We start from the raw sequence: 24,334 nt of genomic DNA, 5'->3' as shown, positions 1-24,334 counted from the left end.
CCCTGGAAACAAGCGTCTTGCCGAAATCACTGGCAAGAATGAACGATCGATCCGCAGAGCTTTGGCCCTGCTTGAAGCCAATCACTGGATTATTCGCCGTTACACAGAGACGAATACCCGTGCTTCAGGCAATGCCGGCATCGATCTGCGCCCGGTTGCAGCTCGGCTCTATGAGTTGCGACAGGCGGAAAACTTCCTTGAAGAAAAAATAGAAGCGTCTCGTGAACGCAAGAGGCAGGAACGTGACGATCTGGCGCGACTGGAAGCCCGCAAGAAGGCACAGGACAGTCAGAACAAAGAGCAAAAAGAGTCCGGGGGGGAGGACTCTTCTGTCCACCGTAAATCCTACAAGCTAAATCCCGGTTCTTCGAACCTTGTACAAAGCGGGGCTTCGCAAGCTACGCTTGGGCAGGGATCGAACAATTCGATTTCCGACATTGATGTGGATACGGAGATCCTGTTCCTGATGGTTCAGGCGTCCCCGTCCCTTCAAAAGCAGCTTAGCGCAGCAGAACTTTGCGAATTGGTCGGCCCGGAGCCCTCTGGTGCCGCAATCCAGTCCGTCGTGTCCGCGGTTAGATGGATCCTCACCAATCAGGTGAAACTCAGGCCAGCTGTCTGGCGCGTGGCGCTTGACAAACACGGATGGGCGGCACTCGCGGCTGTTGTCGTCGCTGTCGATCGGCAAGGCGTTCGAGATCCAGCCAGCTATCTCTATTCCATGCTCAAAGCTGCTCGCCTGCGGGATACGGTGCGCCATAGCCTTCGCGCCCTTGAAAGTCAGGAGGGCGGCTATGCTTGATCTGGTTTCACCTGAGTGCGGCCTACCCCACACTCGCGTTGGGCGTATCGCAATGTTTCAGGCGAAAGCCCGCGCCCTCTCCCGGCTCCGCCGCTGGAATGGTGCCAGTGACGTAACCGTTGCACAGCATCTGGTCGATGCTTGCGATCGTGCCCCGCTGGAAGTGAAAAGTTACATCCTCCTCCATGACATCGAGGAAGATGAAACCGGGGATCTGATTACGCCGATCAAGCACCGAATGCGAGAGCTGGGTATCTGGGACAAGTTTGAAACCCATGTCGTCATGCCGATCCGGCGAAAATTCACACTTGCGGCCGGTCTTGAATGGCCGTGTCCGTCGGAGATCTGCGCTCAGATCGAAGAGATCGATCACCGGCTGAAGGCGACTGAATACCGTGATGCTGTCGATCAGCTGGTGGTCAGGGATTTCCGGCCGGGAGAAACACAACCCTACCCGGAATACATGCTGCCCTGGAGCCCGCAGAAGGCTGAAACCCAATTCATGGATCGGGCAACGCGCTATCTCCCCGCGCTGGGAGGTGGCAATGGGTAACATTCATCCGGTCAGTTCGATCCAGACGCCCACGGTCGAAACCTATGCCGAGCTTCAGGCTGCCTTCGATCATTTCAATGCCAGGATATTTGACGGCAAGCTTCCGGCCTGTCTGATCACGCTTCAGCGGAACAAGAGGACCTATGGTTATTATTCCCACGACCGGTTAGTTTGTGGGGAGACAGGAGAGCTTACCGCCGAGATTGCGATGAACCCGAGTTACTTCGTTGCCAGAACGATCCGGGAAACACTTTCGACCCTCGTGCATGAAATGGTGCATCAGTGGCAATACCATTACGGCAAGCCGGGCCGTCGTGGATACCATAACCATCAATGGGCCGACTTCATGGAGCGGATCGGCTTGATGCCCAGCAATACGGGGGAACCGGGCGGTCGAAGGGTTGGTGAGCAGATGACACATTACATCATCGATGACGGCCTTTTTGATCGTGCTTGCGCGGATCTGATGACGACAGAATATACCTTGTCCTGGTTCGATCGTTTTCCACCAATTGAACCGGTCTCTGTCGAGAGAGGCGGTTGCGCCAATGCTGGCGCTCTCGCCGCTGTGAACCCCACCATCAAAGAAAACGGCTCCAATCGCGTCAAATATCGCTGCCCATCCTGTTTATCCCAAGTCTGGGGTAAACCGGAACTTAAGCTTGTTTGTGGTGAAGAAGCATGTAGCGGGGCGAACTATGCCCCCGTCGGCAAAGAGGGAACGGTATGAGTAAAACAGGAATGGTATCAAGGATAACCGGCAAAATTTTGCCGGTTCTGACATGCGCGAGGGAATGTGTGTTTTCTGGCAATCATCCCAAGCGTGGTGCGGATACCAGACCAAATAAATATCGAAGCAGAACTAAATTGGTATTGAATAAATACTTATTAGGTCTTTTTCTGGTTTCGGTTTGTGGTGGCGGCCCCGCCGATGCCAGCGCTTACAATTGCTATCAATGGCCGTTGCGCGAAAGCAAAGGCAGCTACGCCTATGATGGCGATACGATCTATATCCAGATGCCGGGGCTGCCTGATCCGATAGCAAGAATGTCAGTCCGCGTAGCCGGCATCGACACGCCCGAGATCCGGGGAGCATGTGAGGCGGAAAAATCCGCAGCCATAGCGGCGCGTAATCGAGTGCGCGCGTTACTGGATCAAGCAGACCTGACAAATACCCCTGTTCAATTCTGCAATCCCGAGTGGGGCAGGTATGGCGGCCGTGTGGTCGCTTGGGTCGCAATCGGCAATATCTGGCTGCATGATCTGCTGATCGGGGATGGAGTGGCGCGCCCTTACGACGGCGGCAAGCGAGGCGGATGGTGCAATGTGTCTGAATGATCGGCGCATTTTTTGACGGCAGAAAAAAACATTGAAAAAATACTTATTTAGTACCGAATTAGTGCTTGCGACAGGCTGCAATTGCAGTATGTTTATAGTATTGAATAAGTATCAATTAAATATCAATAAGATACTTTAACGGTATTTTTTAAGAACATTTTCAATGCGGGTTCGAATGGAGGTCAAAGTGACCGAACACAAGAAGTCCCAGAGTTCAATCTGGTCAGCAGATCGAAAGATCACGGCGAGGGCATTTGAGCTAAGGGCCGCACAAGAGCTGCAATCCTTGTTGCGAGAGGAGATTTCAATCCTGCCTGCAACATTGTCAGACCAGATCAAGCCGTTTCAGATTGGCGTTCGCGCTCTCTTTGACGACCTGGCGAAAGCCGACACAACACCTGTCGAGTTGAAACTGGCCTTACAAAGATATACCGGGGCGACCGGATACCAGATGGCCTTGGGGCTTGATGGCAGTCACAGATATCGCCTTGACGGATCTGTGGATGATCCTGTGTCGGATGACAATCGCGAACATGCCCGGAAGATTGCCTTGGGCCGCTTTGAAAAGATGCGACGCAAGAAAGCAAATCCGGAACCTGATGACCGATCAGTTTCACCGCTGCCAGAACCGGCGAGGCCGGCTCGTGCAGTCCTCACCATTAATCACCGAACTGGTACCTAATAAACATATTTCCAATACCGATTATGTATTGATTTAATGCAGGAGCAATGCTGTGATTGTCATGTTTGGAAGTCGCAAGGGCGGATGTGGAAAATCGACGACAGCGGTAAATGTTTGTGCCGCTCTCGCAAAGCAGGGAAAAGATGTTGTGCTGGTTGATGCCGATCGACAAAGCACCGCAGCCAAATGGGTGACGGACCGGGACGAAAATCCGGACCTTCCCAAGGTTCACTGCATCCAGAAATACGATAACATTCGCGATACCCTGATCGATCTGAATAATCGATATGAGTATGTAATTGTCGATGCCGCAGGCAAGGACAGCCGGGAGCTTCGCACAGGCATGACAGCTGCCCATAAGCTGATCGTGCCGTTCAAGCCCTCGAATGCGGATCTCGATACATTGGATGACCTGCAAAAAATCATTGTCGAGGCGCGCGACTTCAATCCCGGGCTTGAGGTCCATGGCCTGATGACGATGGTGCCGACCAATCCAGTCATTCGTGAACGCGAAGAGGCCCGCGAATATCTGGCAGACTTTCCCGAGATCAAGTTGCTTGCAGAGGTTATCTGTGAGCGCAAGGTTTATCGGGATGCCCTGCCGGAGGGACGTGGTGTCGTCGAGATGGACAATCCCAAAGCGGCTTCTGAGATCAATGCTCTCATGCAAAGGATATTCTGATGGTCAAACGACGCGAGCAGAAGAACGCGGAAATCCCTAACGTTGATCCCGAGAAGATCGAAGAATTTGCGAGCCGGGTGGATGATGTTGCCAAGCCCGGCCGCATGGGGCGACCGCCGAAGGCTCCCGGCAAGAAACGAGATTATAAGGCAATCAGCCTTCCATTCAATCAGGCTGAATGGGAAATCCTTGAGGAGGCTGCTGAGAAAGCCGGTCGCTCCAAGAACAATTTCATCCGTTGGGCGATACTGGAAAAAGCCAAAGATTTATAATAAAAACGGTATTGAATTAGTATAAATACAGCATTTTTAAAGTTTCTTATTAGTGCTGTTTTCGGCGTGCATGGATACTAGTATTTGGTTCGTCTACTGACCGAATTGCAAGGAGGATTGCAATTTTTGGTTACAGTCTATCTCTGATAGACACGTTTGATTTACTGATTTCCGGCAAGATATTGCCGGTTTGTTTTTTTAGTTGGATGAAGGTATTTGGGGGACGGCAATGGCAGAAACAGAAATTGAATGGACCGATGCGACGTGGAATCCGGTTGCAGGCTGTTCGGTTATGTCGGCCGGTTGCACTAACTGTTATGCGATGAGGATGGCCAAGCGCCTCGAAGCGATGGGGATGGAAAAATATTCAGGCCTTACGCGAACAGTAAATGGTCAACCTGTTTGGACGGGAAAGATTCATGAGGATCATGGATCGTTGCAAACACCTCTTTCCTGGAAAAAGCCGCGCAAGATATTTGTAAACTCCATGAGTGATTTGTTTCATGATGCTGTAAGTGACAGATTCGTTGAGCAAGTATGGGAGATTATGGCAGCCACACCACATCACCATTATCAGATTCTAACCAAGCGTCCGGAGCGGATGCATGATCTGTTAATTGGATGGAAGAAACAGCCTCTTCCAAATGTTTGGCTGGGGACTAGCATTGAGAATGCCAAAGTGACTAACAGAGCTGGTGCGCTTCGCAAGGTGCCTGCCGCAATTCGTTTTATTTCATTTGAGCCCTTGATCGGCCCCGTAGGGAACATTGACCTGCATGATATTCACTGGGCAATTGTAGGCGGGGAGAGCGGTCCTAATGCCCGGCCGATCCGCGAGGAATGGATTGATCAGATTTATGATCAGTGTAGCATTCACGATACAGCTTTCTTTTTCAAACAATGGGGAACTTGGGGGGCAGACAATAAAAAACGCCCTAAAAAGGCGAATGGTCGCACTTATCGTGGACGCACTTGGGATTACATGCCTCCACAAGCATTTGCTATTTAGAGTCGTCTTCTACAAATTTTCCCTATATTAGTGGATATGGTATCTGCGCCGTAGGTTGTGTTTCCAGCCTGCCGGAGCAGGGGAGGATGCCAATGGGGATGACTTCTTAGCGGACGGGAAAATGCAGGATAATTTCAGCTGGAGACCGGGGGCACCGCTTCCTGGAATTGAGAGGCACACCCTCAGAAAGCTGGACGTGCTCAGAGACTATCTTGATGTGTACTTTGATACGGTTGTTTCAGATCCTAGGCTGGATTGCCTAAATATCACTTTGGTTGATGGTTTTGCTGGTGGTGGAGCGTATCAAAATGGAGATGAAATTGCAGATGGTAGCCCGCTAGTTCTTTTGCATGCAGTCGAACGTGCCAGAGAACGGCTCAACCGCAACCGCAAGAAACCATTAGAGATTAACGCCCGTTTTTTCTTCATTGACGATAAAAAGAACCATATAGACGCCCTTTATGAGCGGCTACATCATGAGGGTTTTTCTCCTCAAATTGGGCGAGAAATAACTGTTATTAAGGGAAAGTTCTCAGAGGAACTTCCCGACATATTGACCTCAATTAAAGCAGTCCAGCGTGCAGGACGGTCCATTTTTGTGTTGGACCAGTTTGGCTACACTGACGTGCCGATGGAAAGCATCAGATTAATATTTTCCCAACTTGAACGCCCTGAAGTTCTTCTGACTTTTGCCATTGATGGTGTTCTAAATTATCTCCAGCAAGACTCCTCCACTTTGGAGCGGTATCGCCAACTCGGGATAGACGATCATTTTATTGCTGAGTGGAATGCAAATAAGCACGACCCCGCATTGGGAAGGTTGATTTCTCAGCGTGCTCTGATGGCGAACATTCAAATGGGATCCGGGGCCGATTACTTCACCCCTTTCATGCTTTGGTCGCCAACAGACAGCCGCTGGATGATGTTTGCGCACCTGTCCCGGCACCAAGCTGCGAGAGATAAAATGCTCGGAGTACATTGGCAGGCACAAAACAGTTTCAGGCATTTAGGAAGAGGAAGCTTGTTTTCATTGGGGTTTGATACTCGATTGTTGGAGGCAAAGGATGCTCTGTTTAACTTTGCCGCACACGATAAACAAAAAATGATCCAAGAATTATTGGGGGAGGTACCCCGAGAGATCAGCATACATATGAAAGAACGCCAGTTACCCGTGGAGCATTTTTTAAGAATGATCGGCAATCGGACTGCCGCAACCAACGAAGATCTGTTCTCCGCAATTAAGGAATTGGCTCTATCCAGAGAGGTTGAGGTTATATCGAAGAAAGGCACATCAAAGAGGATTGGGTCTAGAATTGAAATCACCGACAGATTGGTGCTGCCTCTTCAGGGAACATTTTTTCCGCTTAATTAACCCCTGAGTGCTGCCAGCCGTTTTCCTCTGCTGAGAAAGATGTGATGAGAAAATATTATATAGAAAAGTCGATAGTTAAGGCTACTTTTCAGTTGATAAAAGCGATTTTTATCGTGTCGTTGTTTGTTGTTGGAATATCAAGAAATGCCGATGCTTCAATTCGTGTGGGTCAATTTTTCTCGATTTATTCAGATTCTCAAATGACACCCCAAAAGGCACAAATTATAGATTACTTGCAAGGTGTATTTGAGGGGGTGTTTATTGCTAATAAATACTCTGGGGATCCAAAATTCTGCATTCCAGATGAACTATATTTGGACCATAACGGTCTTTATTCGATAATTTACAACGCGGTCACGGCGAAGAGGCCTAGTAATCCTGAAATTGATTCGGCGTTTGTTCCAATGGTGCTTTATATCGGACTTCGGGACCAATTTCCGTGTCAATAGCCGTGTAATATATGGCTGACTGCTTTGGGAATGTTGTTAACTCCGTTTGTAGTTTAAGGCTTGGCTAAACGAAAAAAGATAACTTGAGGTCAGTGGGAAACTAAAGCTGTACCCACTTTGCAGTATGAGACGCCACGATTTCATGCTTTGCATAATTCTAGTATTAAGCCAGAGGGCGAATTATGTCTGACACCGATAATGGAGCCTTTGCTCCTACTGCTTGGACCCCGGCGAGAACAATTCTATGGAATGCGCTGCAGGGAGATGACCGTAAAGAGTTTGAGAGTTGGGTGACGAAGGGAAGTGATGCTCCTGTCCCGGAAAAATGGAAGGAACTACACATTCAGCTGCGAGGGGTTAAGCGGGAAAGTGTTGTTCCCATGTGGATAGTGGAGCACATGCGCAAGATTGGCAGAACCGACGCTGTTATAGATGCGATGTACGCCAAATTCTATCGATAGAACATCCTGTAATGAGTAATACGAAATGAGCCGCTGCACCCTGGACTCAGGAAAATACGAAGTCGCGATCGGGTGGGACAATCCACTCCAAACCTTTTTTCTGCAGGTTTTCGAGCGCGGGGCTGCTACGCCATTGATTGAGGAAGGTACAACCCATAACGCATGTATTGATCCGGCCGAACTGGTTGCTCTTGCAGAGCAATATGGTTGCTCCTTTGACAAGGATCGTTTGATAAACGAGCTAAAGCTGGACCAGTTGCACAATAGGGCTCGTGGCTATTCTATGGCTGGTTCAGAGGTGAAGCCGATTATCGGCCGGGAAGAACTTTGTCCTCACTGCAAATCCGAACTGAACCCCGGTGCTACAACTTGCCATATGTGTGGGGCTTACAAGGTTTATCTGAAAGGCTCGGTACTTGCCCCGATGATTTTTCTAGGCATTTTTGTCGTTACCATTGCAATCCTTTTCGACTCTCCCGCGATGCTCTTGCTTCTCCTGCTGATTTTTGCAGTTTATGCTGGCATTAAAAAGCGACACACTGAATATCAGGGATGGGCTCCGAGGAGCTCTGAACAATAGTCTGTAAGACGATGAATGCTGCTTTCTGTCGACGGCGATCGTGTCGAGACATTTTCCAGTCATTTGAACTCGAGCCCGCAAAATGTCCGAATACTTTTGTTCTGGCGGTTTGCTTTGAGTGCTTTTTTAATAAGAGGGAATCCGCATATGACCGAACTTAACGGCATTGCACTGATTGGAGGAAATTAATTTGCTCAAATCCATTAATTTGACCGGGTTCTTAAGCTATGGAACTTCAAGCGAAGCGATCCAACTCCGGCCGTTAAACGTCGTAGTCGGTCCAAATGGTTCTGGAAAGTCTAATCTGATCGAAGCGATTGAGTTAATTCGATCTGCGCCAAAGGAACTGCTTACACCAATTCGCGATGGTGGAGGTGTGCGTGATTGGCTCTGGAAAGGGGCTATAAAGAAACTTCCCGTTGCAACAATTGATGCAGTTTTTGAATATCCCAAAGGACCGACAAATCTACGATATGTTTTAAGCTTTACTGAGGTCGGACAGCGGTTCGAAATTCTTGATGAGAGAATTGAGAACGAGAAGCCTGATGCGGGTCACGAGAAGCCTTATTTTTATTACCACTTTGAGAACGGTCATGGGGTCCTCAACGTGAAGGGGAATGAGCGACGTTTGCAGTACGAGGAGATTGATCCAACGGCTTCAATTCTCTCACAACGTAAAGACCCTGACCAATACCCTGAACTCACTTTTCTGGGCAATAACTTCGCCAAGATGCGTCTTTATAGAGAGTGGAGTTTTGGCCGTTACACCCCTCCTCGTTTAGCGCAGAAGGCTGATTTGCCAAATGATTTATTAGAGGCTGATTGTAGTAATCTTGGATTGGTTCTGAATCGCCTTCGCAGGGAGCCGGAGATGAAAAGGAAACTCCTTGATGCTTTGCGTGTCCTTTATGACGGAATTGATGACTTCGATGTGCAGATTGAGGGCGGGACGGTACAGGTATTCTTTCATGAGGGACGTTTTACAATTCCGGCAACGAGGCTTTCCGACGGAACACTTCGATATCTCTGCATGTTAGCTATCTTGTGTCATCCAAATCCTCCTCCGTTAATATGTATTGAGGAGCCGGAGCTCGGGTTACATCCAGATGTTTTACCTAAGTTGGCGGAGCTTCTTAAAGAGGCATCGAACCGTACGCAGCTTATTGTTACGACTCACTCCGATGTATTGGTTGATGCCATGTCAGATACTCCGGAGTCAGTTCTTGTTGCGGAGAAAACCGACAGTGGAACCTCTTTAACGCGTCTTAATGCCGAAAAACTGAAGCCTTGGTTAGAAAAGTACAGATTAGGCCAGCTTTGGACGCGTGGTGAAATTGGGGGAACACGGTGGTAACTGTAAAGTTATATGTAGAGGGGGGAGGCGACGTCTCAGCGCTAAAAGCCGAATGTCGCCAAAGTTTCTCAAACTTTCTTAGTAAAGCAGGTTTTGATGGAAAAAAACCTCGCATAGTTGCCTGTGGTGGTCGTCAGAATGCTTATGAGTCCTACTGTACGGCGGTCTCAAACGGTGAAGATGCCGTTCTGCTTGTAGACAGTGAAACTGAAGTATCACCTCAACATGAGGCAGGGAATCCGGATACTTGGCAGCCTTGGAAACATTTGAAGCTTCGCGAAGGGGACGGATGGGACAAGCCAGACGGTGTGAAGGACACTGATTGCCACTTGATGACCCAATGTATGGAAAGCTGGTTTTTGGTGGATCGAAAATGCTTGAAGGACTTCTTCGGTCAGGATTTCAAGGCAGGCAAGCTGCCCTCAGTTCAGAATCCATCGGAAAAAGTGAGGAAGGCGCAGGTGTTCCAATCTCTCTCTGAGGCTACTAAAGATTGCAGAACTAAGTCTCAATATGGCAAGGGGCAGCATTCCTTTAAATTGCTTGGAGCACTAGATCCGGATGTCGTGATGAGTGGTGCGCCTTGGGCAAAGCGATTTGTTGATGAGCTGAAGAAGAAGATGGGGGGGCAGGAGGGAGCCTAGATCTTTCGGTTATTTTCGAAGCACTCCCTAATCATTTTAATCTTGGCTATGGTAAGATAGAAAAGGGGTTTACATTAGGTGCCCCTTTTCTTGAAGGCTATCGAACTGTCGGAATGTCCTGCCATCGCGTCGTATAGTTCGGGGATCTGTTATCTGTCGTCATGAACCAGTCCGGGCCGCTTCTCCTGGCTAATCGCCCGGTCATGACTGTTTCCTTGCCAAACCGGACTTCCAACTGGTCGAGTGCCTGCATGAGAGGGTTTTCCGTTCTGCATGAACCTGAAAACAAATCTCTGGGCGCATCTTCCGGCCGACACAGATCCAGCAGCAAAATCCCCGCCTTTTTTATCTGAAGGCCGTTTTGCCATATCCGACCAATATTCTCGCCGACATGCTTGCAGATCTGCCGGGTGTCGTTGCTTGCGGGGGTTAATGTCAACTCGCACCCTTTCGAGAATTGTGGTCGATCACTTCTGAAGCGGTTGCTCAGAATAAAAAGCTGAAGCCGGCACGCCACCAGTTCCAGACGACGCAGTTTTGCGCAGGCCCGACCGGCAAAAGACAAAAGCGCCTCTTTCAACATTTCCCTGTCGTCAATTTCTTTGCTAAATGATCGGGACACGCACACAGTTTCCCGCTGTGCCGGGCTGTCATCGAGATCCGAGCAGCATATGCCGCGCAACTCCCGCACGGTTTTCAAGCCACCCACTGTCATCATTTGTCGTGCTGCCTGATCCGGTATGTCGCGGAGCTGAAGGGCAGTGGTAATTCCGATGCTGGCGAGCTTTTGGGCGAATTTTCGGCCCACGCCCCAGACATCGCCTGCTTCGGTTCGTTCGAGGGCGAGATCAATCCACTTCTGATCCTTCAGCATCAGTACGCCATCAGCTTTGAATGATTTCTTTGCCAAGCGGTTCGCGATCTTCGCCAGCGTTTTTGTCGTGGATATGCCAATACCTACCGGTATGCCTGTTTCACGCAGGATCTTCGCCTTTAAATCACGCGCCCATTGATCGTGATTAATCGACATATTGTCGAGGTCGATGAATATTTCATCAATCGAGTAAATCGCGCTGTCAGGCACCTCACTCGCAACCAGTGTCATCACTCTACGGCTGATATCGCCGTACAATGCATAGTTGCTCGATTTGACGATCACATTATGCCGACGTACCAGGTCGCGGATCTCGAACAAAGGTTGGCCCATTTTGATTCCCAGCGCTTTCGCCTCGTCGCTACGCGCGATCGCGCATCCGTCATTGTTTATATTACATTTAATATAGTTTGTTATTATTCAGAGCTTTGATTTAAAAGAGTAAATACAAATATATTATTATTTTTGTTCACACAAAAACTGTTCAGTCAAATTATATAGGTGGTTAGAAGATAAGTGCATCAACACTAATTCGATGAAAATAGATTTCTGGCTACCAAGTGTAAAAAGTCGACAGATGAATTTTGGGAACGGATCAGAAGAGATTTAAAGTTCTGAGTGCTGGATGGTATGTCATTTAAAATGGGCGAGGGGTGAACTGTCCTGTATTAAAGTCAGCCTTGTCTGGTTCACCCCTCGCCCAATCAGTCAATATTGGGATGCTAGTAACTTGCTCGACGTAACCTCAGTGCATTCGCAATGACTGATACCGAGGATAAGCTCATGGCTGCAGCTGCAAACATTGGTGAGATGAGAATGCCAAAGAACGGATAGAGCAGACCCGCAGCAACAGGCACACCGGCTGCGTTATAGACCATCGCAAAGAAGAGGTTTTGCCGGATATTGCGCATCGTTGCTTCCGAGAGTTCTCGGGCTCTAACAATCCCGCTCAAGTCACCTTTGACGAGGGTGAAACCAGCACTTTCAATTGCAACATCAGCGCCCGTACCCATCGCAATTCCGACATCAGCCTGAGCAAGAGCAGGGGCGTCGTTGACGCCATCACCTGCCATGGCTACCTGATGGCCTTCAGCCTTGAGTTCCATAATTAAATTGGCTTTGTCTTCTGGGGAGACATCGGCCCGAATCTCGTCAATGGAAAGTTTATTGCCAACGGATTTTGCTGTTCGTTGGTTGTCACCGGTTGCCATGACGATTCTGAAGCCTTGCTTCTTGAGCGCCTTTAAAGCCTCCAACGTCGTGTCCTTGATCGGATCGGCTACGGAAATGAGCCCGGCAATTCTTCCATCAATAACGACATGCATTACCGTCTCCCCCATATCTCGCCGATCATTTGCTGTTTTATCAACAGCAGAATGATCGATATTGAGAGTCTGAAGGAGTTTACTATTACCTAGGGCAACCGACTTGCCATCCACCTTTCCGGTGACGCCCTGACCGGTTACAGCTTCAAAGTCCTCTGCCTTATCAAGGGACAAGCCGCGCTCCTGAGCAGCACTAACAATGGCGTCAGCCAATGGATGTTCGGATCCTTTTTCGAGCGCCGCAGCGACAGAGAGAACTTCCTCCTCCTGATAGTCTGATTGAGCGATTACACCTGCTAGTTTCGGTTTACCCTCTGTCAAAGTCCCGGTTTTATCGACGATGAGCACATCGACCTTCGCTAATCGCTCCAGGGCCTCTGCATTTTTAATGAGCACACCAATTTGCGCACCACGACCGGTAGCGGTCATGATTGACATTGGTGTTGCCAAACCAAGAGCGCAAGGACACGCAATGATCAGAACAGCGACTGCTGCGACAAGCCCGTATGACAATGACGGATCTGGTCCCCAGATGGCCCAAGCGACGAAGGCAACTAAAGCAACCAGGATAACAGCAGGCACAAACTTGCCTGCAACCGTGTCTGCAACCTTTTGGATTGGCGCTTTGCTTCGCTGAGCATTAGAGACCATATCAACGATTTGGCTCAAGACAGTATCTTTGCCAACCCGTTTGGCTTGGATAATCAGGCTGCCATTCCCGTTGATTGTTGCTCCGGTTACATCATCATCTGGATTCTTTTCAATTGGAACGGGTTCACCCGAGATCATGGATTCATCAACTGACGATCGTCCTTCAACGACAACGCCATCGACAGGTATCTTGTCACCTGGACGAACTCTCAAGCTCATTCCGACGGTCACATCTTCAAGAGGAACTTCCCGTTCAGAACCATCATCTTCAATAATGCGGGCTGTTTTTGCAGCAAGACCCAATAACGCCTTGATTGCCGAACCGGTTCGTTCCCGAGCCCCCAATTCCAACAGTTGGCCAAGAAGCACAAGTACAACGATGACAGCTGCAGCTTCGAAGTACACACCGACATGTCCCTGTGCATCTCTGAATCCATCAGGAAAAATGTCAGGAGAAATCACTGCGACGACGCTAAATATATAAGCTGCGCTAACACCCATCCCGATCAATGTGAACATGTTGAGAGAACGGTTCACCACAGAATTCCATCCACGAACCATGAATGGGAAGCCAGACCACAGGACGACAGGCGTTCCAAGAATTAACTCAACCCAAAGAGTAACGCGTTCTCCAATCATTTCTCGGATGAAACCCAAACCAACAAAGGGCCCCATCGTTAGGACAATCAGCGGCACCGTAAGAGCTGCGCCTAACCAGAATCTCTTTTTGAAGTCTTGAATCTCGGGGTTTGGTTCCTCATTTTCTGTTGGTATATCCATCGGTTCCAGTGCCATTCCGCAGATCGGACAGGAACCAGGTTCGGATCGTATGATCTCCGGATGCATCGGGCAGGTGTAGCGGCGAGAAGCGGATGACGAAGCGCTGTTTGCAGCAGATGTCTCTTCCTTTGCGGATAATACGCTTTCAGGAGAGCTATCGAACTTGCTCTTACATTTCTGGGAACAGAAGTAATATGTCTCATCGCCGTACGGTGAGCGTGGTGTATCGGAATCCAGCGTGACCGACATGCTGCAAACAGGATCGGTTGCATGTTCTGCTTGATCCGACGTTCTGTGATTATGCTGGTGCTTTTTATGATGATGCTCAGACATGGTCTGCTTCCTGCTGTTATGCCTCAATGTCACTGCGGTTTATCAATGTCCTGAGTGATCGTGACTGTGCGCCTTGGCCGATTGGTTTATCCGGTTTGACAGGAACCAACGTTCAAAAATGAACACAGCAACAATCATCAAGGTTGCAATGAGAACAATGGATGGGTCGCTTTGCAATTTCATGCCGGCGAAAACGAGCAATACGATGATGTCAAAGACAATCGCTGTAATCATAACAAAGCCGCGTGCACCTATTTCCTGCCGTAGATACTTAAAACATCCCCAGTGGATGAGCACATCCATGACGAGATAGAAAAACACTCCAAGTGAAGCGATCCGGCTTAAATCAAAAAAGATTGTCAACAGCGCTGCCACGACAACCGTGTAAACAAGCGTGTGGTCTTTGATTGAACCGGACATTCCAAAATGACTGTGTGGGATCATCTCCATATCAGTCAGCATCGCGAGCATTCTTGAGACAGCAAACACGCTTGCAAGTAAACCGGAGGCCGTCGCAACGACTGCGAGCAGCACAGTCAGATAAAATCCGGTAGGGCCCAATGCAGGCGCTGCGGCTTCGGCAAGGGCATAGTCTTTGGCTTTTATCAGTTCATCCAAGCCAAGACTTGAGCCAACAGCGAGCGCCACGAGAATATATACGACAACGCAAATCAGGATTGAGAACGTGATCGCACGGCCAACATTCTTGTGAGGGTTCACGATTTCAGCGCCGCTATTCGTGATCGTAGTGAATCCTTTGAAGGCTAGAATTGAAAGAGCAATTGATGCTACAAAACCGGCTAGAGGAAAACTCGCGCCGTCAGTTGATGACGGCTCGAACGAATATCCACCAGCCCACAGAGCTGCAATTGCAAACAAAGCAATTCCACCGATCTTCAGTGTGGCCATGACCATTGAAAACACACCAACCGATTTGTTCCCAGCTCTGTTGACAGCGTATGCAAAAATGATCAGGCAGACACCCAAGACCGGTATAAGAACTTCAAGCTCTGTCAAGTCAAATGCGCGCAAGACATAGGTTCCGAATGTTCTTGCCACCAAACTCTCGTTGATAACCATCGAAAAGGCCATCAGTAATGCTGCGCCACCTGCTATGGCTCCTGACCCGTATGCTTTTTGAAGGATCATTCCGATCCCACCCGCGGACGGGAAAGCATTTGACATCTTTATATATGTATATGCGCTAAAAGCAGTGACAAGTGCGCCAAATAGGAACGACAACGGGAACCACTTTCCTGCAAGTTCGGCAATTTGTCCCGTTAAAGCAAAAATTCCTGCCCCGATCATAACACCGGTGCCCATGGATATCGCGCCAACGAGCGAGATACTGTTTTTCTTGTATTCTGATTGATGATCCATCCCTGCCTCACATTTGATGTTGTTGGTACATAATGCCGTTTGCTTCCTGCAGCTCGCGTATATAACGAATGATCCGCGATACCTGTTCCGAACTTACCTGAGGTTGGGCTGGCATATCGCCAAAGGGCCAGTGATGTTGTTTTGCCCCGTTTTGAACAGCTAGATAGAATGCGCGATCTGAATGATGTCCCGGATTGTAGATTCTGTGCATCAGCGGCGGGCCTTGCTCTGTGCCTGTTGCATTGCCTCCGTGACAAGCAACACAGTTCATATCGAAAAGCTGGTTTCCTACCATGGCTTCCTTGCTGAAACTGGGGAGCGCAATTCCGCTATCGGTCAGTTCAAGATCTTTGATGTCATCTTTCCCGGGCAGAAACGAATTCAGGGTCATGGCGATGATCCCTACTGCGAAAAAACCGATAACCAAATACTTTGGCCAATTGATTTGTTTTTTCATTTTCTTCGGGCCTTTGTTTTATGCGTATGTATCAAATATTCGAAGACACGTGAGACCAAGGGAACTAGTCAACCCTGGTCCTGTTGCTGCCGCCTATTGATTTCGCTGAACTAGCTTGGCGATACGTGAGTTTGTCGGCTAATTGCGCTGCCATCGACATAGGTATCTGGCGACACTTCAAATTTCGAACGACAGGTGTCTGAACAGAAGTAGAATACTTCACCGCCATAAATGGCTGTTTTGGCGATGCGCGGATCGACAGTTTTATGACAAACCGGGTCAACGGCGGACTGAGGGTGCTCCCATCGGATTGCCTCAGCCTGACCGTCCGCTTGTTTCTTATTGTGGGTGTGCTTTTTGTGCCCAAACATGTGAGCACCGCAACCAAAGCGCATCATCAATATGATGAAGGCTCCCCAAAGCAACCAACTGAGAATATTTTCCATTTCTCTTCGCCATCCCATAAATACCTTTAGGTATGACTGTTCCGTCTGAAAGCAGCATGGTGCAGAACACCAAGGCTCGATCTGTACGCATGCCATCGGCAGGTGCAGAACCCAGAACAGTTATTCGCTATTTGTTCGGGAGGATCAGGATATGGGAGGCTGGAAAATCCATGACCGAGATACCGGCTGAAGGGACACTTCTTCTATCCCGTTCTGTACAGGAGAAAACTCGGAAACCGGTAGGATAATCTCGGTAAGGACCGCTGATGTGGAGTGACAAGAAACCTGAGGGCAGCACGAAGCCAGGTCATGCTGGTGTTCAACGTCAAAACCATTGAGTTCTGCAGAATGCGCAGGAAAAGATCCAGTCGACGCGACTGCAATATGGGGAGCAAGCATTATAGCGCTAATCCCGACGAGCAGGATCAGTACGGCGCGTATTAGTGCTTGCTGTGCATTCATTGATCAAACTTCCTTTGGGCAGTAACGTAACACTTATGCCCTTAAATATCGAGTTACGTTGACCTACCTCAATTAAGGGGACGTTTTTTTTAACCGACTTCAGACAGAACCGTTACATCTGCAAGCCGGTTGTCCGTACTGTTGATTTCCTTTGAGATGTAAGGTTTGATTTCGGAGTATCTGACGTGAGCATCGGCTTGCGCCTGATAGTAGCGAAAGAGCTCTTTTAGCGGAGCGCCCATGTCTTTGTATGCAGTTAATACTGCGATTAGAGCCCCGAGCGTGAGATCGCCTTTTATCACCAGATACCCTCCAATTGTGTAAAAGAAGAAGGGCGTCATCTGTGATATGAAATTGTTTAAAGACTTCATGACGAACTTGTTCTTGTGGATAGAGAGACGAAGGTCGTGAAGTCGCTTGTATGACCCGTAAATATCCCGGGCACCTGGCTGGTTATCGTTTGAGATGTTCCCTATCTTCTCGCCGAGAACTCTGACTTCCTTCAGCCGCGTTCGAGACAAAGCATTAATTTTCTTCTGGAATCTGGGGATGACAAAAATCTGAAGCGGCAACAGTGCGGTTGCGGCGATGCCCAAAACCAAATCTTGCACGAGCATGAAAGTCAGAATCGTCAGGAATGTACCGCCTTGTAACAAAGGCAGCACAATCGACTCTGCAGCATATCCAGCTACGGGCTCTACCTCCTGCACAATAACCGGAATCAATTCCCCTCCTTTGGGGGATGGCTTTCGAAAGCTGAATTTTGAAATATCAAGCCGTAGGCGGCGTGACATGTGTTCTGCCAGCGCACCGGATTGCAAATTAACCTGATATTTCAGCCAGCCATGCACGCCAATCGCCAATAAAAAAAGCAGACAGAGAGTAAGTAAAGCCATCGTTTGAGAGAACTCCATTCCTAAATAGGTAACTGGAAAATGTCCTGACTCAATGGCGTTGTTGATGATCAACTTCGGAAGCTCGAGGCTCATGTAAAGAGCCGGCAAAGAGGCCGTCGCCAGTAGCCCCAGTTTTATCTGCCGCTTCCATGAAGCTCTGAATATGTACTGCAGGAGCGCTGTTCCGCTCTTTGCCGAGGGCTTTTGAGCCTGTTGCGCAAGAACAGATCTGCGGCGTCTTAAAGCCCTGTATCCCGTCGCGCTGAGAATAATAATTAGCGCAACCGGCACCCCAAACACCACCAAATGGAATACAAGATGAACCCACCAGTGTGCATCGCTTGATATGTAGTGCGTCAAGCGATGCCCCATATCGTGGACGATTTCCATCATTGTAGTTAGGTTCCTTGAGAAGGTTCGGCAAAACAGACAGGGAGGAAAGTCCTCCCTGTCGTGTGATGCTTAGAAAAGAAGGCGGAGACCGGTTACGAGGTAAGTTGCCTCGTAATCTTCGCCGTCATCTTTTGCAAAGTCTGCGGTTTTGCCGAGTTTCCGCTCATAGGCAACCCCGATATACGGTGCAACGGCACGGTCGATGAGGTCATAGCTAAGCCGCAGTCCGATCTCTGCGCTTGAAAACCCGCGTCCGACCTCAATCTCGCGATCGTCAGAGAACGCAGCATTCAGCTCAAGCGAAGGTGTGAGGATTAAACGATTGGTCAGCAAGCCTTCATACTCAACATCAAGCCGCGCACTGCCGTCTCCGGTCTCGCTGACAAACAGATCAGCGTCGACTTCAAACCATTGAGGAGCAAGCCCCATGATTCCAACGGTTCCATACCAACGATCTGTTGTGCTTGGCGTATCCAGACGAATACCGGCTTTGGCATCGAAAAAGTCGCTGATTGGTGTTTGCAGGACCAGTCTGTTCTCGAAGTTTTCGTAAAGGTCGTTTTTGAGATCACGCTCGCCTTCGCCTTGCCAACGTAACTTCAGTTCATCGGTGCCAACAAATGCATCACCATCCCAAACGAAAAGATTTTCCCCTTCGTCACCAGAGCGGTATTCAAACTGCTCCATTTGAATGCCATAAAAGATGTGATTGTCTGCTTTGGCAGTGAACGAGAAGGACAGGATCGTGGAAAGAACACCACCACCAATCGCGGCCAAAGTTAGTGTTTTCATTGTTATTGAACTCCATTCTCAAGTGCCGCGACGGCTGGACCGCCCTCTACAACCACTTTTCGGAACATGCCAGAAGCCATGTGATAGCTAAGGTGACAGTGGAAAGCCCATTGCCCAGGTGCATCAACTTCGGTTTCCGAATAAACGGTCATGCCAGGGTTGATATTGATGGTGTGTTTAACCGGATCCCATTTACCGTTGCCAGTATCGAGGATTGACCACATCCCGTGCAAATGCATCGGGTGTGACATCATGGTCTCATTGACGAACTTGAAGCGCACCCGTTCGCCATATTTCAAGCGGATAGGTTCTGCATCTTCATATTTGACGCCATTGATTGACCACGTATAGCGTTCCATGTTTCCGGTAAGGCGCAGTTCAATTTCACGCGTTGCAGGCCGTTCAGGGTACAAAGGCTTCTGTGCCTTCAGGTCGGCATAGGAGAGGAACTTTCCGCCATTGGCTGCTTTTGGTGTCAAACCACTTCCAGCGGCATAGAAGGGATCATCTTTGGACATTCCCATCTGAGAATGATCCATTCCGGCCATATTCGAATGGTCCATTCCAGCCATACCGTTCTCGTTACCACTGCCCATCGAAGAATGATCCATTCCGGCCATGCTACCGTGATCCATTCCCATGTCCGCCATTGTCAGCAACGGAGCGTCCATGCGTCTGGCTGGCATTTCAGCTTTCAACCCTTCTTGCGGCGACAACGATCCGAATGCATAACCCGAGCGTCCCATTGATTCGGCCATGATTGCATACGGCTTTTCAGCTGTCGGCTGAACAATCACGTCGTATGTTTCTGCAACCGAAATGCGGAATTCATCAACCTTGACCGGTTGAACGTTGTTGCCGTCGGCCTGCACAACAGTCATTTCAAGTCCCGGAATGCGGACGTCGAAGTAAGTCATGGCAGATGCATTGATGAAGCGCAGGCGCACACGTTCATTGGCCTTGAACAGGCCTGTCCAGTTCTGCTCTGGTGACTTTCCGTTGATCAGACCGACAAATCCCTGAACATCTTCGATGTCGGTCGGCATCATGCGCATGCTGCCCCAGTCACCACGTTCCGACAACGTCGCACCGAAGCCATTTTCAGAGACATCACTGATGAAATCGCCAAGGGTGCGTTGGTTGCGATTATAATAATCGGGCATCATTTTGAGGTTGCGCAAAATACGTGCGCCGGAATGCGGGTGCTTGTCTTTCAGGACAACCACATACTCCCGGTCGAACTTGAACGGTTCTCGCTTTTTGGGTTCGATAATGATCGAACCATACGCTCCGTCCGGCTCCTGAAAACCGGAATGGCTGTGGAACCAGTAGGTACCGCTTTGCGAGACTGGAATGCGATATGTGAATGTTTCACCAGGAGCAATTCCCGGAAAACTGATCTCAGGTACGCCATCCATCTGATAGGGGAGGATCAAACCATGCCAGTGAATGGACGTGCTTTCATCAAGATTATTAGTCACATTGATAACGGCCTCTTCACCTTCTCTCAGGCGCAAGGTCGGGCCGGGCGAAGATCCGTTATAGCCAATTGCTTTTGTTTTCATTTCCCCTGTGTCGATTGTTACGTAGTCGACTGACAGGTCATATGTTGCTGCGTTCGCTACTGATGACACAGCAATAACGCTTAGCGCACCGAGAAGGGCACTACCAAGAAACTTGTTCATTTTTTGATATCCTTTGAGCCGGGTGCGCCCGAGGGGATAGGTAGGGTTTCCCTCTGGCACAAGCCCCAAAAGCAGTGATTACTGCAGGCGTACTTTCCCAACCATGCCACTTTCATAATGGCCTGGCACGTTGCATGCGTACTCAAGTTCCGCATCTTTGGGGAAAGTCCAGATCACCTCTGCAGAATCACCCGGCTCCAAAAGCACACTATTCGGGTCGTTGTGCTTCATGGTTTTACCGTTCCCCATGTCCATTTCCATCATGTCCATGTTGATTTTGTCTACTTCAAGGGCTCCGTGTTCCATCATCATCATCATTTCTTCCTGATGATCTGCATGCATTGCTGCAGTTCCAATGTTGAATTCATGAACGAATTCACCCTTGTTTTCGATCAGAAAACGAACTGTTTCGCCACCTCGGACGATAATTTTCTCTTTGTCGTAAAAATTGTCTTCCATCGTGATTCTGATGGTGCGCCGCACATCAGATATCTCGCCTGGTGCCCCGATTTCCGATGCACCGTCATTATGACCGCCACTATGACCCGCACCCGCAAAGGCAGGTGACTGAAGACCGACAAGCGCGCCAAGAATAAAGGTTGAAACGCTAACGCGACGCATAAGGGAATTCTTGAAGTTGGGCATGTATATGCTCCTAATAGATATTCAGTAAGAAGGCCCTCGTCCCATGTTCAATCACGACAACAGTCTGCGCTGCTGTAATTCAGGCAAAACGCTGTTTCATTCGAGGAACAGTGATTGAACCAGGCAAAGGGATGTTCGGAAAATCTGAAATATCTCAGGAACGCGGAGGCTTGGCTCTAACGTCCAAACCTGCGGAAGTCAAAGTCAGGTCCTGATACCAGTATGTTACCGCAAGCACCGTTGGGCTGGAAGACAGAACACCTTCTACTTCTTTAACGAACGGGCCGCAAACCGCCATACCGCAAAGATCCGCATGCATGTCACGTCGATCATGTTGCGAGCTATCAGAAACATCGATCATGACGCCGTGATGATTGTCATGGCCATGTCCCGAACCTGCTTGCACACCCTCAACCCCCGACAGCAGAACTGTCATGGCTATCGCGATTGCAAGAAAGCAGGAAAGAATGCGCACGGAACGTTCCTTAGTGATGCATTGCAACATACGCAATATCGGGCTCCCCCGGTTTCGTCAAGTGGCAATATTGTGGCAAAGACAGACTATTTCACGAATTTACATCTGCTGCTTGAGCCATCAGCAAGGTGAAAACAATAGATTACTGCATTCGTCGCCATGAAATCACGTTATGCGCTACAGATGAACAACCTGTTGTGCTGAGTTATTCACTAATCTGCGGGTATGACTTGCTAACAATCAATTTATAGATGAAGCACAATCAAATCCTATTAAATGCTGCGTAACCCAACAATTCTCCTAGTCTCTGGATATGGGCACAGAGGTGCAGCAATAGGATTTACTGTAGTTCGATATAGACAGCATCGCATCCTTGGGATAGAAGTAAACCATGCTCAATCGCATCAGGTTTTTGACCATACTTTTGATAGCTGCTTTTGCCGTCGGGACAAGTTTCCAGACGGTCAATGCTGCTGTTATGGAGGTCGGGATGCCGATGGCGGAATTGGCAATGGACAATTGTCAGGATTGTTCTGGCAGCGGCGACATCATGCCGGACTGCGATATTGCGTGCCCTCAGGTATCAACTATCGCAATTTCGCCTGTACAAGTTGCAATACCTGCACTCGCCTCAGTCGAGCATTTCGGGCCGACAGGCAGCCTTACCGGCCGCTCAAACTCTCCCGATCCATTCCCTCCCAGAACCAACACTCTGAACTGATATCTCCTTAATCCGTTTTGGTTTGAGGATATCAGTGTCATGGGGCATCACCGCGATTTCTCATGACATGCTTCGTGCCCGCAATTTTTGTTGTGGGCCTTACAGCTTCTTCAGACAAGGTTGGAAATCATGTTTTCCGATCTACGGGTGCCAAAATGTCGGCTTTGGTCGGTATTTCTTGGCGCAGTCGCGACATGCACCAAAGCATAGCTTCAGCTTCACTCAACGAGCAGGCGGCAATCCGCCCCGGCCTTGAGCGTCCCGCTTTTACTGGTGCCCGGCCTCTGAAGATCAAACCTTATAGGATCATTGTGAGCGGGATTCGGATTACGTTCTGATGCTCCAACTCCTTGAGAAACTTGCATATGAAAAGAAATACCATAGTCGCGGGCTCTGTTTCCAGACGTGCGCTGCTTCGCGGTCTCGTGACATGTGCTGGCCTCTACCTGTTGCCAGCAACAACCCTTGCCGCGGTTAGTGAAAGCTCAAACAGTGCAATTGCTTTTGATAGCAATGCGCTGATTATTGCACGCGGGTCATTGCTTCTGTATCGCGATAGGGATCGAAACTGGATAACATTGCCGGAGATGTCGGCAGGTTCCATTCTCACACTTGCAACACATCCGGAACGGCCGGGCCGAGTTATTGGTGGTCTGGATACCGGCAGGATTGTTCTGTCTGTAGATGGCGGGAAAAGTTGGGACGTACGTGGGCAAGGACTGCCAAAAGCGGCAGTCACTGCCATCACAACTGCGGCGACAAACCCAGATACCATATATGCCGCCATTCGCGGTGACGGCTTATGGCAGAGCGATGATGCTGGTCAGTCATGGGTGTTTGTCATGGACCGGCCATGGTTAGCGAATGCCGAGCGAGATCTGACAGCACTGTCTTCAGTCGATCTGGCAACCGGAATGGGTGGGATCTGGCTATATGCCGGAACCGATACCGGTGTAACGCGTGTGCCGGATTGTTTCTGCCGTTGGCAGGATGTTCAGCCGGGCGATGCCATGGATGCTCTTGCGTCCGGAAAGCAGGCAACTCCCAAAGTACCCTTACCTGAGGGTGAACCTGTGAGTGCGCTGGTCAGTGCGGTATCGCGACCGGCCACACTTTATGCCGGATTGCCATCCGGAATTTGGCAATCGCAGGATGCGGGTGTCACCTGGTTAAAGCGTTCAGAAGTTATCGCAACAGCACTCGCGGTTCATCCGCTACGCGCTGATGATCTCGTAATTGTGAATAACGACGGGGTTTTACAAAGCCCAGACGGTGGCAGGACGTGGACCGCCATTGCGAACATATGATGATGGAGAAACAGATGAGAAAATTAGTGATTGTGACAGGTGTTGCGATTCTGGCTGTTGCCGGAAGTGCTGCATTTACAATGTTTGCTCCGGGAAAAGGAGAGGCGCAAACGAACGTGACAGTAGCTGGTGAGAGAAGCAAATCGATCACAATCTATCGGGACCCGAACTGCGGATGCTGTGATGCCTATGGCGAATATCTTGAGACCAATGGATATCAGGTTACCCGTGTCGATGATCGCGATTTCGACAAGCGATCCGTTGCCGCCGGTGTCCCGGAGCAAGGGCTGGGCTGCCATTTGGCCGAGATTGACGGATATGTCGTAAGCGGGCTGGTTCCCGCCGAGATCATTGAACGGATGCTTGATGAACGCCCGGATATAACGGGTATCACGCTGCCCGGCATGCCACCAAATGCGCCGGGCATGGCACGTGAAAAAACCGGGACGCTGAAAACCTATGCGTTCGGAGAGGACGGCATTGCCGTTTACGCCAATGAATGAGTGTTTTGGAC

At 49.4% G+C, this 24,334-nt stretch carries 27 protein-coding genes (1 of these 27 only partly in view); 17 read left to right on the top strand and 10 right to left on the bottom strand.

Features of this window, described 5'->3' with window-relative positions; genetic code table 11:
• The 14 genes from IT971_RS15405 to IT971_RS15340 form a co-directional block, all read left to right on the top strand.
• Positions 1 to 802 carry the 3' portion of a helix-turn-helix domain-containing protein gene (locus tag IT971_RS15405; protein ID WP_065702104.1) on the top strand. The gene continues 278 nt to the left of window position 1, outside the view, so the window shows 802 of its 1,080 coding nt (coding positions 279–1,080); its start codon lies off the left edge, out of view; its stop codon occupies positions 800 to 802.
• A complete protein-coding gene (locus tag IT971_RS15400; protein WP_063095376.1) occupies positions 795 to 1,355 on the top strand; it encodes a hypothetical protein in 561 nt (186 codons plus the stop codon). The genes IT971_RS15405 and IT971_RS15400 overlap by 8 nt, the downstream gene beginning before the upstream one ends.
• The gene (locus tag IT971_RS15395) at positions 1,348 to 2,085 is read left to right on the top strand and encodes a SprT-like domain-containing protein (RefSeq protein ID WP_063095375.1); all 738 of its coding nucleotides are present in this window, start codon (positions 1,348 to 1,350) and stop codon (positions 2,083 to 2,085) included. Before IT971_RS15400 ends, IT971_RS15395 begins: the two co-directional genes overlap by 8 nt.
• Positions 2,082 to 2,693 (top strand): thermonuclease family protein, encoded by a 612-nt coding sequence (locus IT971_RS15390; protein WP_071239504.1) that lies wholly within the window; start codon positions 2,082 to 2,084, stop codon positions 2,691 to 2,693. Before IT971_RS15395 ends, IT971_RS15390 begins: the two co-directional genes overlap by 4 nt.
• Before the next feature lie 187 nt (positions 2,694 to 2,880).
• Positions 2,881 to 3,375 carry a ProQ/FINO family protein gene (locus IT971_RS15385; RefSeq protein ID WP_158526692.1) on the top strand — a complete coding sequence of 165 codons (495 nt, stop codon included), beginning with the start codon at positions 2,881 to 2,883 and terminating at the stop codon, positions 3,373 to 3,375.
• A gap of 61 nt (positions 3,376 to 3,436) precedes the next feature.
• On the top strand, positions 3,437 to 4,057 hold the full coding sequence (locus tag IT971_RS15380; protein ID WP_223305253.1) for a division plane positioning ATPase MipZ: 621 nt from the start codon (positions 3,437 to 3,439) through the stop codon (positions 4,055 to 4,057).
• On the top strand, positions 4,057 to 4,329 hold the full coding sequence (locus tag IT971_RS15375; RefSeq protein WP_063114488.1) for a hypothetical protein: 273 nt from the start codon (positions 4,057 to 4,059) through the stop codon (positions 4,327 to 4,329). Before IT971_RS15380 ends, IT971_RS15375 begins: the two co-directional genes overlap by 1 nt.
• A gap of 229 nt (positions 4,330 to 4,558) precedes the next feature.
• Entirely contained in the window at positions 4,559 to 5,338 is a 780-nt protein-coding gene (locus IT971_RS15370) for a DUF5131 family protein (protein ID WP_063093966.1), read from the top strand.
• Between the two features lie 121 nt (positions 5,339 to 5,459).
• Positions 5,460 to 6,710, top strand: a complete 1,251-nt coding sequence (gene tcmP / locus IT971_RS15365) for a three-Cys-motif partner protein TcmP (protein ID WP_063093964.1) — start codon at positions 5,460 to 5,462, stop codon at positions 6,708 to 6,710.
• A gap of 44 nt (positions 6,711 to 6,754) precedes the next feature.
• A complete protein-coding gene (locus IT971_RS15360; protein ID WP_063093962.1) occupies positions 6,755 to 7,159 on the top strand; it encodes a hypothetical protein in 405 nt (134 codons plus the stop codon).
• A gap of 182 nt (positions 7,160 to 7,341) precedes the next feature.
• Positions 7,342 to 7,620, top strand: a complete 279-nt coding sequence (locus IT971_RS15355; RefSeq protein ID WP_063093960.1) for a hypothetical protein — start codon at positions 7,342 to 7,344, stop codon at positions 7,618 to 7,620.
• 25 nt (positions 7,621 to 7,645) lie between these two features.
• Positions 7,646 to 8,200, top strand: a complete 555-nt coding sequence (locus IT971_RS15350; protein ID WP_063093958.1) for a hypothetical protein — start codon at positions 7,646 to 7,648, stop codon at positions 8,198 to 8,200.
• A gap of 190 nt (positions 8,201 to 8,390) precedes the next feature.
• Positions 8,391 to 9,554, top strand: coding sequence for an AAA family ATPase (locus IT971_RS15345; protein WP_063093970.1), 1,164 nt, complete (start codon positions 8,391 to 8,393; stop codon positions 9,552 to 9,554).
• Complete coding sequence (locus tag IT971_RS15340) at positions 9,548 to 10,198, top strand: DUF4276 family protein (protein ID WP_063093956.1); 651 nt, start codon at positions 9,548 to 9,550, stop codon at positions 10,196 to 10,198. The genes IT971_RS15345 and IT971_RS15340 overlap by 7 nt, the downstream gene beginning before the upstream one ends.
• Positions 10,199 to 10,295: 97 nt before the next feature.
• On the opposite strand, the gene IT971_RS15335 is transcribed toward IT971_RS15340, so the two are convergent.
• From IT971_RS15335 to IT971_RS15290, 10 genes are all read right to left on the bottom strand, one after another.
• Complete coding sequence (locus tag IT971_RS15335) at positions 10,296 to 11,465, bottom strand: Y-family DNA polymerase (RefSeq protein WP_331710489.1); 1,170 nt, start codon at positions 11,463 to 11,465, stop codon at positions 10,296 to 10,298.
• A gap of 329 nt (positions 11,466 to 11,794) precedes the next feature.
• Positions 11,795 to 14,161, bottom strand: a complete 2,367-nt coding sequence (locus IT971_RS15330) for a heavy metal translocating P-type ATPase (protein WP_074624822.1) — start codon at positions 14,159 to 14,161, stop codon at positions 11,795 to 11,797.
• 42 nt (positions 14,162 to 14,203) lie between these two features.
• Positions 14,204 to 15,541, bottom strand: coding sequence for an APC family permease (locus IT971_RS15325; protein WP_063093952.1), 1,338 nt, complete (start codon positions 15,539 to 15,541; stop codon positions 14,204 to 14,206).
• A 7-nt stretch (positions 15,542 to 15,548) separates the two neighbouring features.
• Positions 15,549 to 15,998 (bottom strand): cytochrome c, encoded by a 450-nt coding sequence (locus tag IT971_RS15320; protein WP_063093950.1) that lies wholly within the window; start codon positions 15,996 to 15,998, stop codon positions 15,549 to 15,551.
• 110 nt (positions 15,999 to 16,108) lie between these two features.
• The gene (locus tag IT971_RS15315; protein WP_064781637.1) at positions 16,109 to 16,444 is read right to left on the bottom strand and encodes a YHS domain-containing protein; all 336 of its coding nucleotides are present in this window, start codon (positions 16,442 to 16,444) and stop codon (positions 16,109 to 16,111) included.
• A 551-nt stretch (positions 16,445 to 16,995) separates the two neighbouring features.
• A complete protein-coding gene (locus tag IT971_RS15310) occupies positions 16,996 to 18,195 on the bottom strand; it encodes an ABC transporter ATP-binding protein (RefSeq protein ID WP_063093946.1) in 1,200 nt (399 codons plus the stop codon).
• Positions 18,196 to 18,264: 69 nt separating this feature from the next.
• Complete coding sequence (locus IT971_RS15305) at positions 18,265 to 18,987, bottom strand: copper resistance protein B (RefSeq protein ID WP_063093944.1); 723 nt, start codon at positions 18,985 to 18,987, stop codon at positions 18,265 to 18,267.
• 2 nt (positions 18,988 to 18,989) lie between these two features.
• A complete protein-coding gene (locus IT971_RS15300; protein WP_063093942.1) occupies positions 18,990 to 20,672 on the bottom strand; it encodes a copper resistance system multicopper oxidase in 1,683 nt (560 codons plus the stop codon).
• A gap of 78 nt (positions 20,673 to 20,750) precedes the next feature.
• Positions 20,751 to 21,317 (bottom strand): plastocyanin/azurin family copper-binding protein, encoded by a 567-nt coding sequence (locus IT971_RS15295; RefSeq protein ID WP_082822664.1) that lies wholly within the window; start codon positions 21,315 to 21,317, stop codon positions 20,751 to 20,753.
• 154 nt (positions 21,318 to 21,471) lie between these two features.
• Complete coding sequence (locus IT971_RS15290) at positions 21,472 to 21,792, bottom strand: hypothetical protein (RefSeq protein WP_063093938.1); 321 nt, start codon at positions 21,790 to 21,792, stop codon at positions 21,472 to 21,474.
• A gap of 391 nt (positions 21,793 to 22,183) precedes the next feature.
• Between IT971_RS15290 and IT971_RS15285 the strand changes: the two genes are divergently transcribed.
• The 3 genes from IT971_RS15285 (at position 22,184) to IT971_RS15275 (ending at position 24,323) form a co-directional block, all read left to right on the top strand.
• Positions 22,184 to 22,513: a hypothetical protein gene (locus IT971_RS15285; RefSeq protein WP_063089330.1), complete on the top strand. Its 330-nt coding sequence runs from the start codon at positions 22,184 to 22,186 to the stop codon at positions 22,511 to 22,513.
• Positions 22,514 to 22,878: 365 nt separating this feature from the next.
• A complete protein-coding gene (locus tag IT971_RS15280; RefSeq protein ID WP_196871078.1) occupies positions 22,879 to 23,820 on the top strand; it encodes a hypothetical protein in 942 nt (313 codons plus the stop codon).
• A 14-nt stretch (positions 23,821 to 23,834) separates the two neighbouring features.
• Positions 23,835 to 24,323, top strand: a complete 489-nt coding sequence (locus IT971_RS15275) for a DUF411 domain-containing protein (protein ID WP_196871077.1) — start codon at positions 23,835 to 23,837, stop codon at positions 24,321 to 24,323.
• The last annotated feature ends 11 nt before the right edge of the window (positions 24,324 to 24,334 follow it).

The organism is Thalassospira sp. B30-1, assembly GCF_015767575.1.
GTDB classification, from domain to species: Bacteria; Pseudomonadota; Alphaproteobacteria; order Rhodospirillales; family Thalassospiraceae; genus Thalassospira; species Thalassospira xiamenensis.
This window is presented reverse-complemented; position numbering and strand designations above follow the sequence as displayed.

Excerpts from the sequence above, each read along its gene's own strand:
- IT971_RS15280 (WP_196871078.1), top strand. The coding sequence starts at position 22,879 with ATGAAAAGAAATACCATAGTCGCGGGCTCTGTTTCCAGACGTGCGCTG.
- IT971_RS15370 (WP_063093966.1), top strand. The coding sequence starts at position 4,559 with ATGGCAGAAACAGAAATTGAATGGACCGATGCGACGTGGAATCCGGTT.
- IT971_RS15330 (WP_074624822.1), bottom strand. The coding sequence starts at position 14,161 with ATGTCTGAGCATCATCATAAAAAGCACCAGCATAATCACAGAACGTCG.
- IT971_RS15400 (WP_063095376.1), top strand. The coding sequence starts at position 795 with ATGCTTGATCTGGTTTCACCTGAGTGCGGCCTACCCCACACTCGCGTT.
- IT971_RS15395 (WP_063095375.1), top strand. The coding sequence starts at position 1,348 with ATGGGTAACATTCATCCGGTCAGTTCGATCCAGACGCCCACGGTCGAA.
- IT971_RS15375 (WP_063114488.1), top strand. The coding sequence starts at position 4,057 with ATGGTCAAACGACGCGAGCAGAAGAACGCGGAAATCCCTAACGTTGAT.
- IT971_RS15275 (WP_196871077.1), top strand. The coding sequence starts at position 23,835 with ATGAGAAAATTAGTGATTGTGACAGGTGTTGCGATTCTGGCTGTTGCC.
- IT971_RS15380 (WP_223305253.1), top strand. The coding sequence starts at position 3,437 with ATGTTTGGAAGTCGCAAGGGCGGATGTGGAAAATCGACGACAGCGGTA.
- IT971_RS15355 (WP_063093960.1), top strand. The coding sequence starts at position 7,342 with ATGTCTGACACCGATAATGGAGCCTTTGCTCCTACTGCTTGGACCCCG.
- IT971_RS15305 (WP_063093944.1), bottom strand. The coding sequence starts at position 18,987 with ATGAAAACACTAACTTTGGCCGCGATTGGTGGTGGTGTTCTTTCCACG.
- IT971_RS15310 (WP_063093946.1), bottom strand. The coding sequence starts at position 18,195 with ATGATGGAAATCGTCCACGATATGGGGCATCGCTTGACGCACTACATA.
- IT971_RS15285 (WP_063089330.1), top strand. The coding sequence starts at position 22,184 with ATGCTCAATCGCATCAGGTTTTTGACCATACTTTTGATAGCTGCTTTT.
- IT971_RS15300 (WP_063093942.1), bottom strand. The coding sequence starts at position 20,672 with ATGAACAAGTTTCTTGGTAGTGCCCTTCTCGGTGCGCTAAGCGTTATT.
- IT971_RS15315 (WP_064781637.1), bottom strand. The coding sequence starts at position 16,444 with ATGGAAAATATTCTCAGTTGGTTGCTTTGGGGAGCCTTCATCATATTG.
- IT971_RS15295 (WP_082822664.1), bottom strand. The coding sequence starts at position 21,317 with ATGCCCAACTTCAAGAATTCCCTTATGCGTCGCGTTAGCGTTTCAACC.
- IT971_RS15325 (WP_063093952.1), bottom strand. The coding sequence starts at position 15,541 with ATGGATCATCAATCAGAATACAAGAAAAACAGTATCTCGCTCGTTGGC.
- IT971_RS15350 (WP_063093958.1), top strand. The coding sequence starts at position 7,646 with ATGAGCCGCTGCACCCTGGACTCAGGAAAATACGAAGTCGCGATCGGG.
- IT971_RS15390 (WP_071239504.1), top strand. The coding sequence starts at position 2,082 with ATGAGTAAAACAGGAATGGTATCAAGGATAACCGGCAAAATTTTGCCG.
- IT971_RS15320 (WP_063093950.1), bottom strand. The coding sequence starts at position 15,998 with ATGAAAAAACAAATCAATTGGCCAAAGTATTTGGTTATCGGTTTTTTC.
- IT971_RS15360 (WP_063093962.1), top strand. The coding sequence starts at position 6,755 with ATGAGAAAATATTATATAGAAAAGTCGATAGTTAAGGCTACTTTTCAG.
- tcmP (WP_063093964.1), top strand. The coding sequence starts at position 5,460 with ATGCAGGATAATTTCAGCTGGAGACCGGGGGCACCGCTTCCTGGAATT.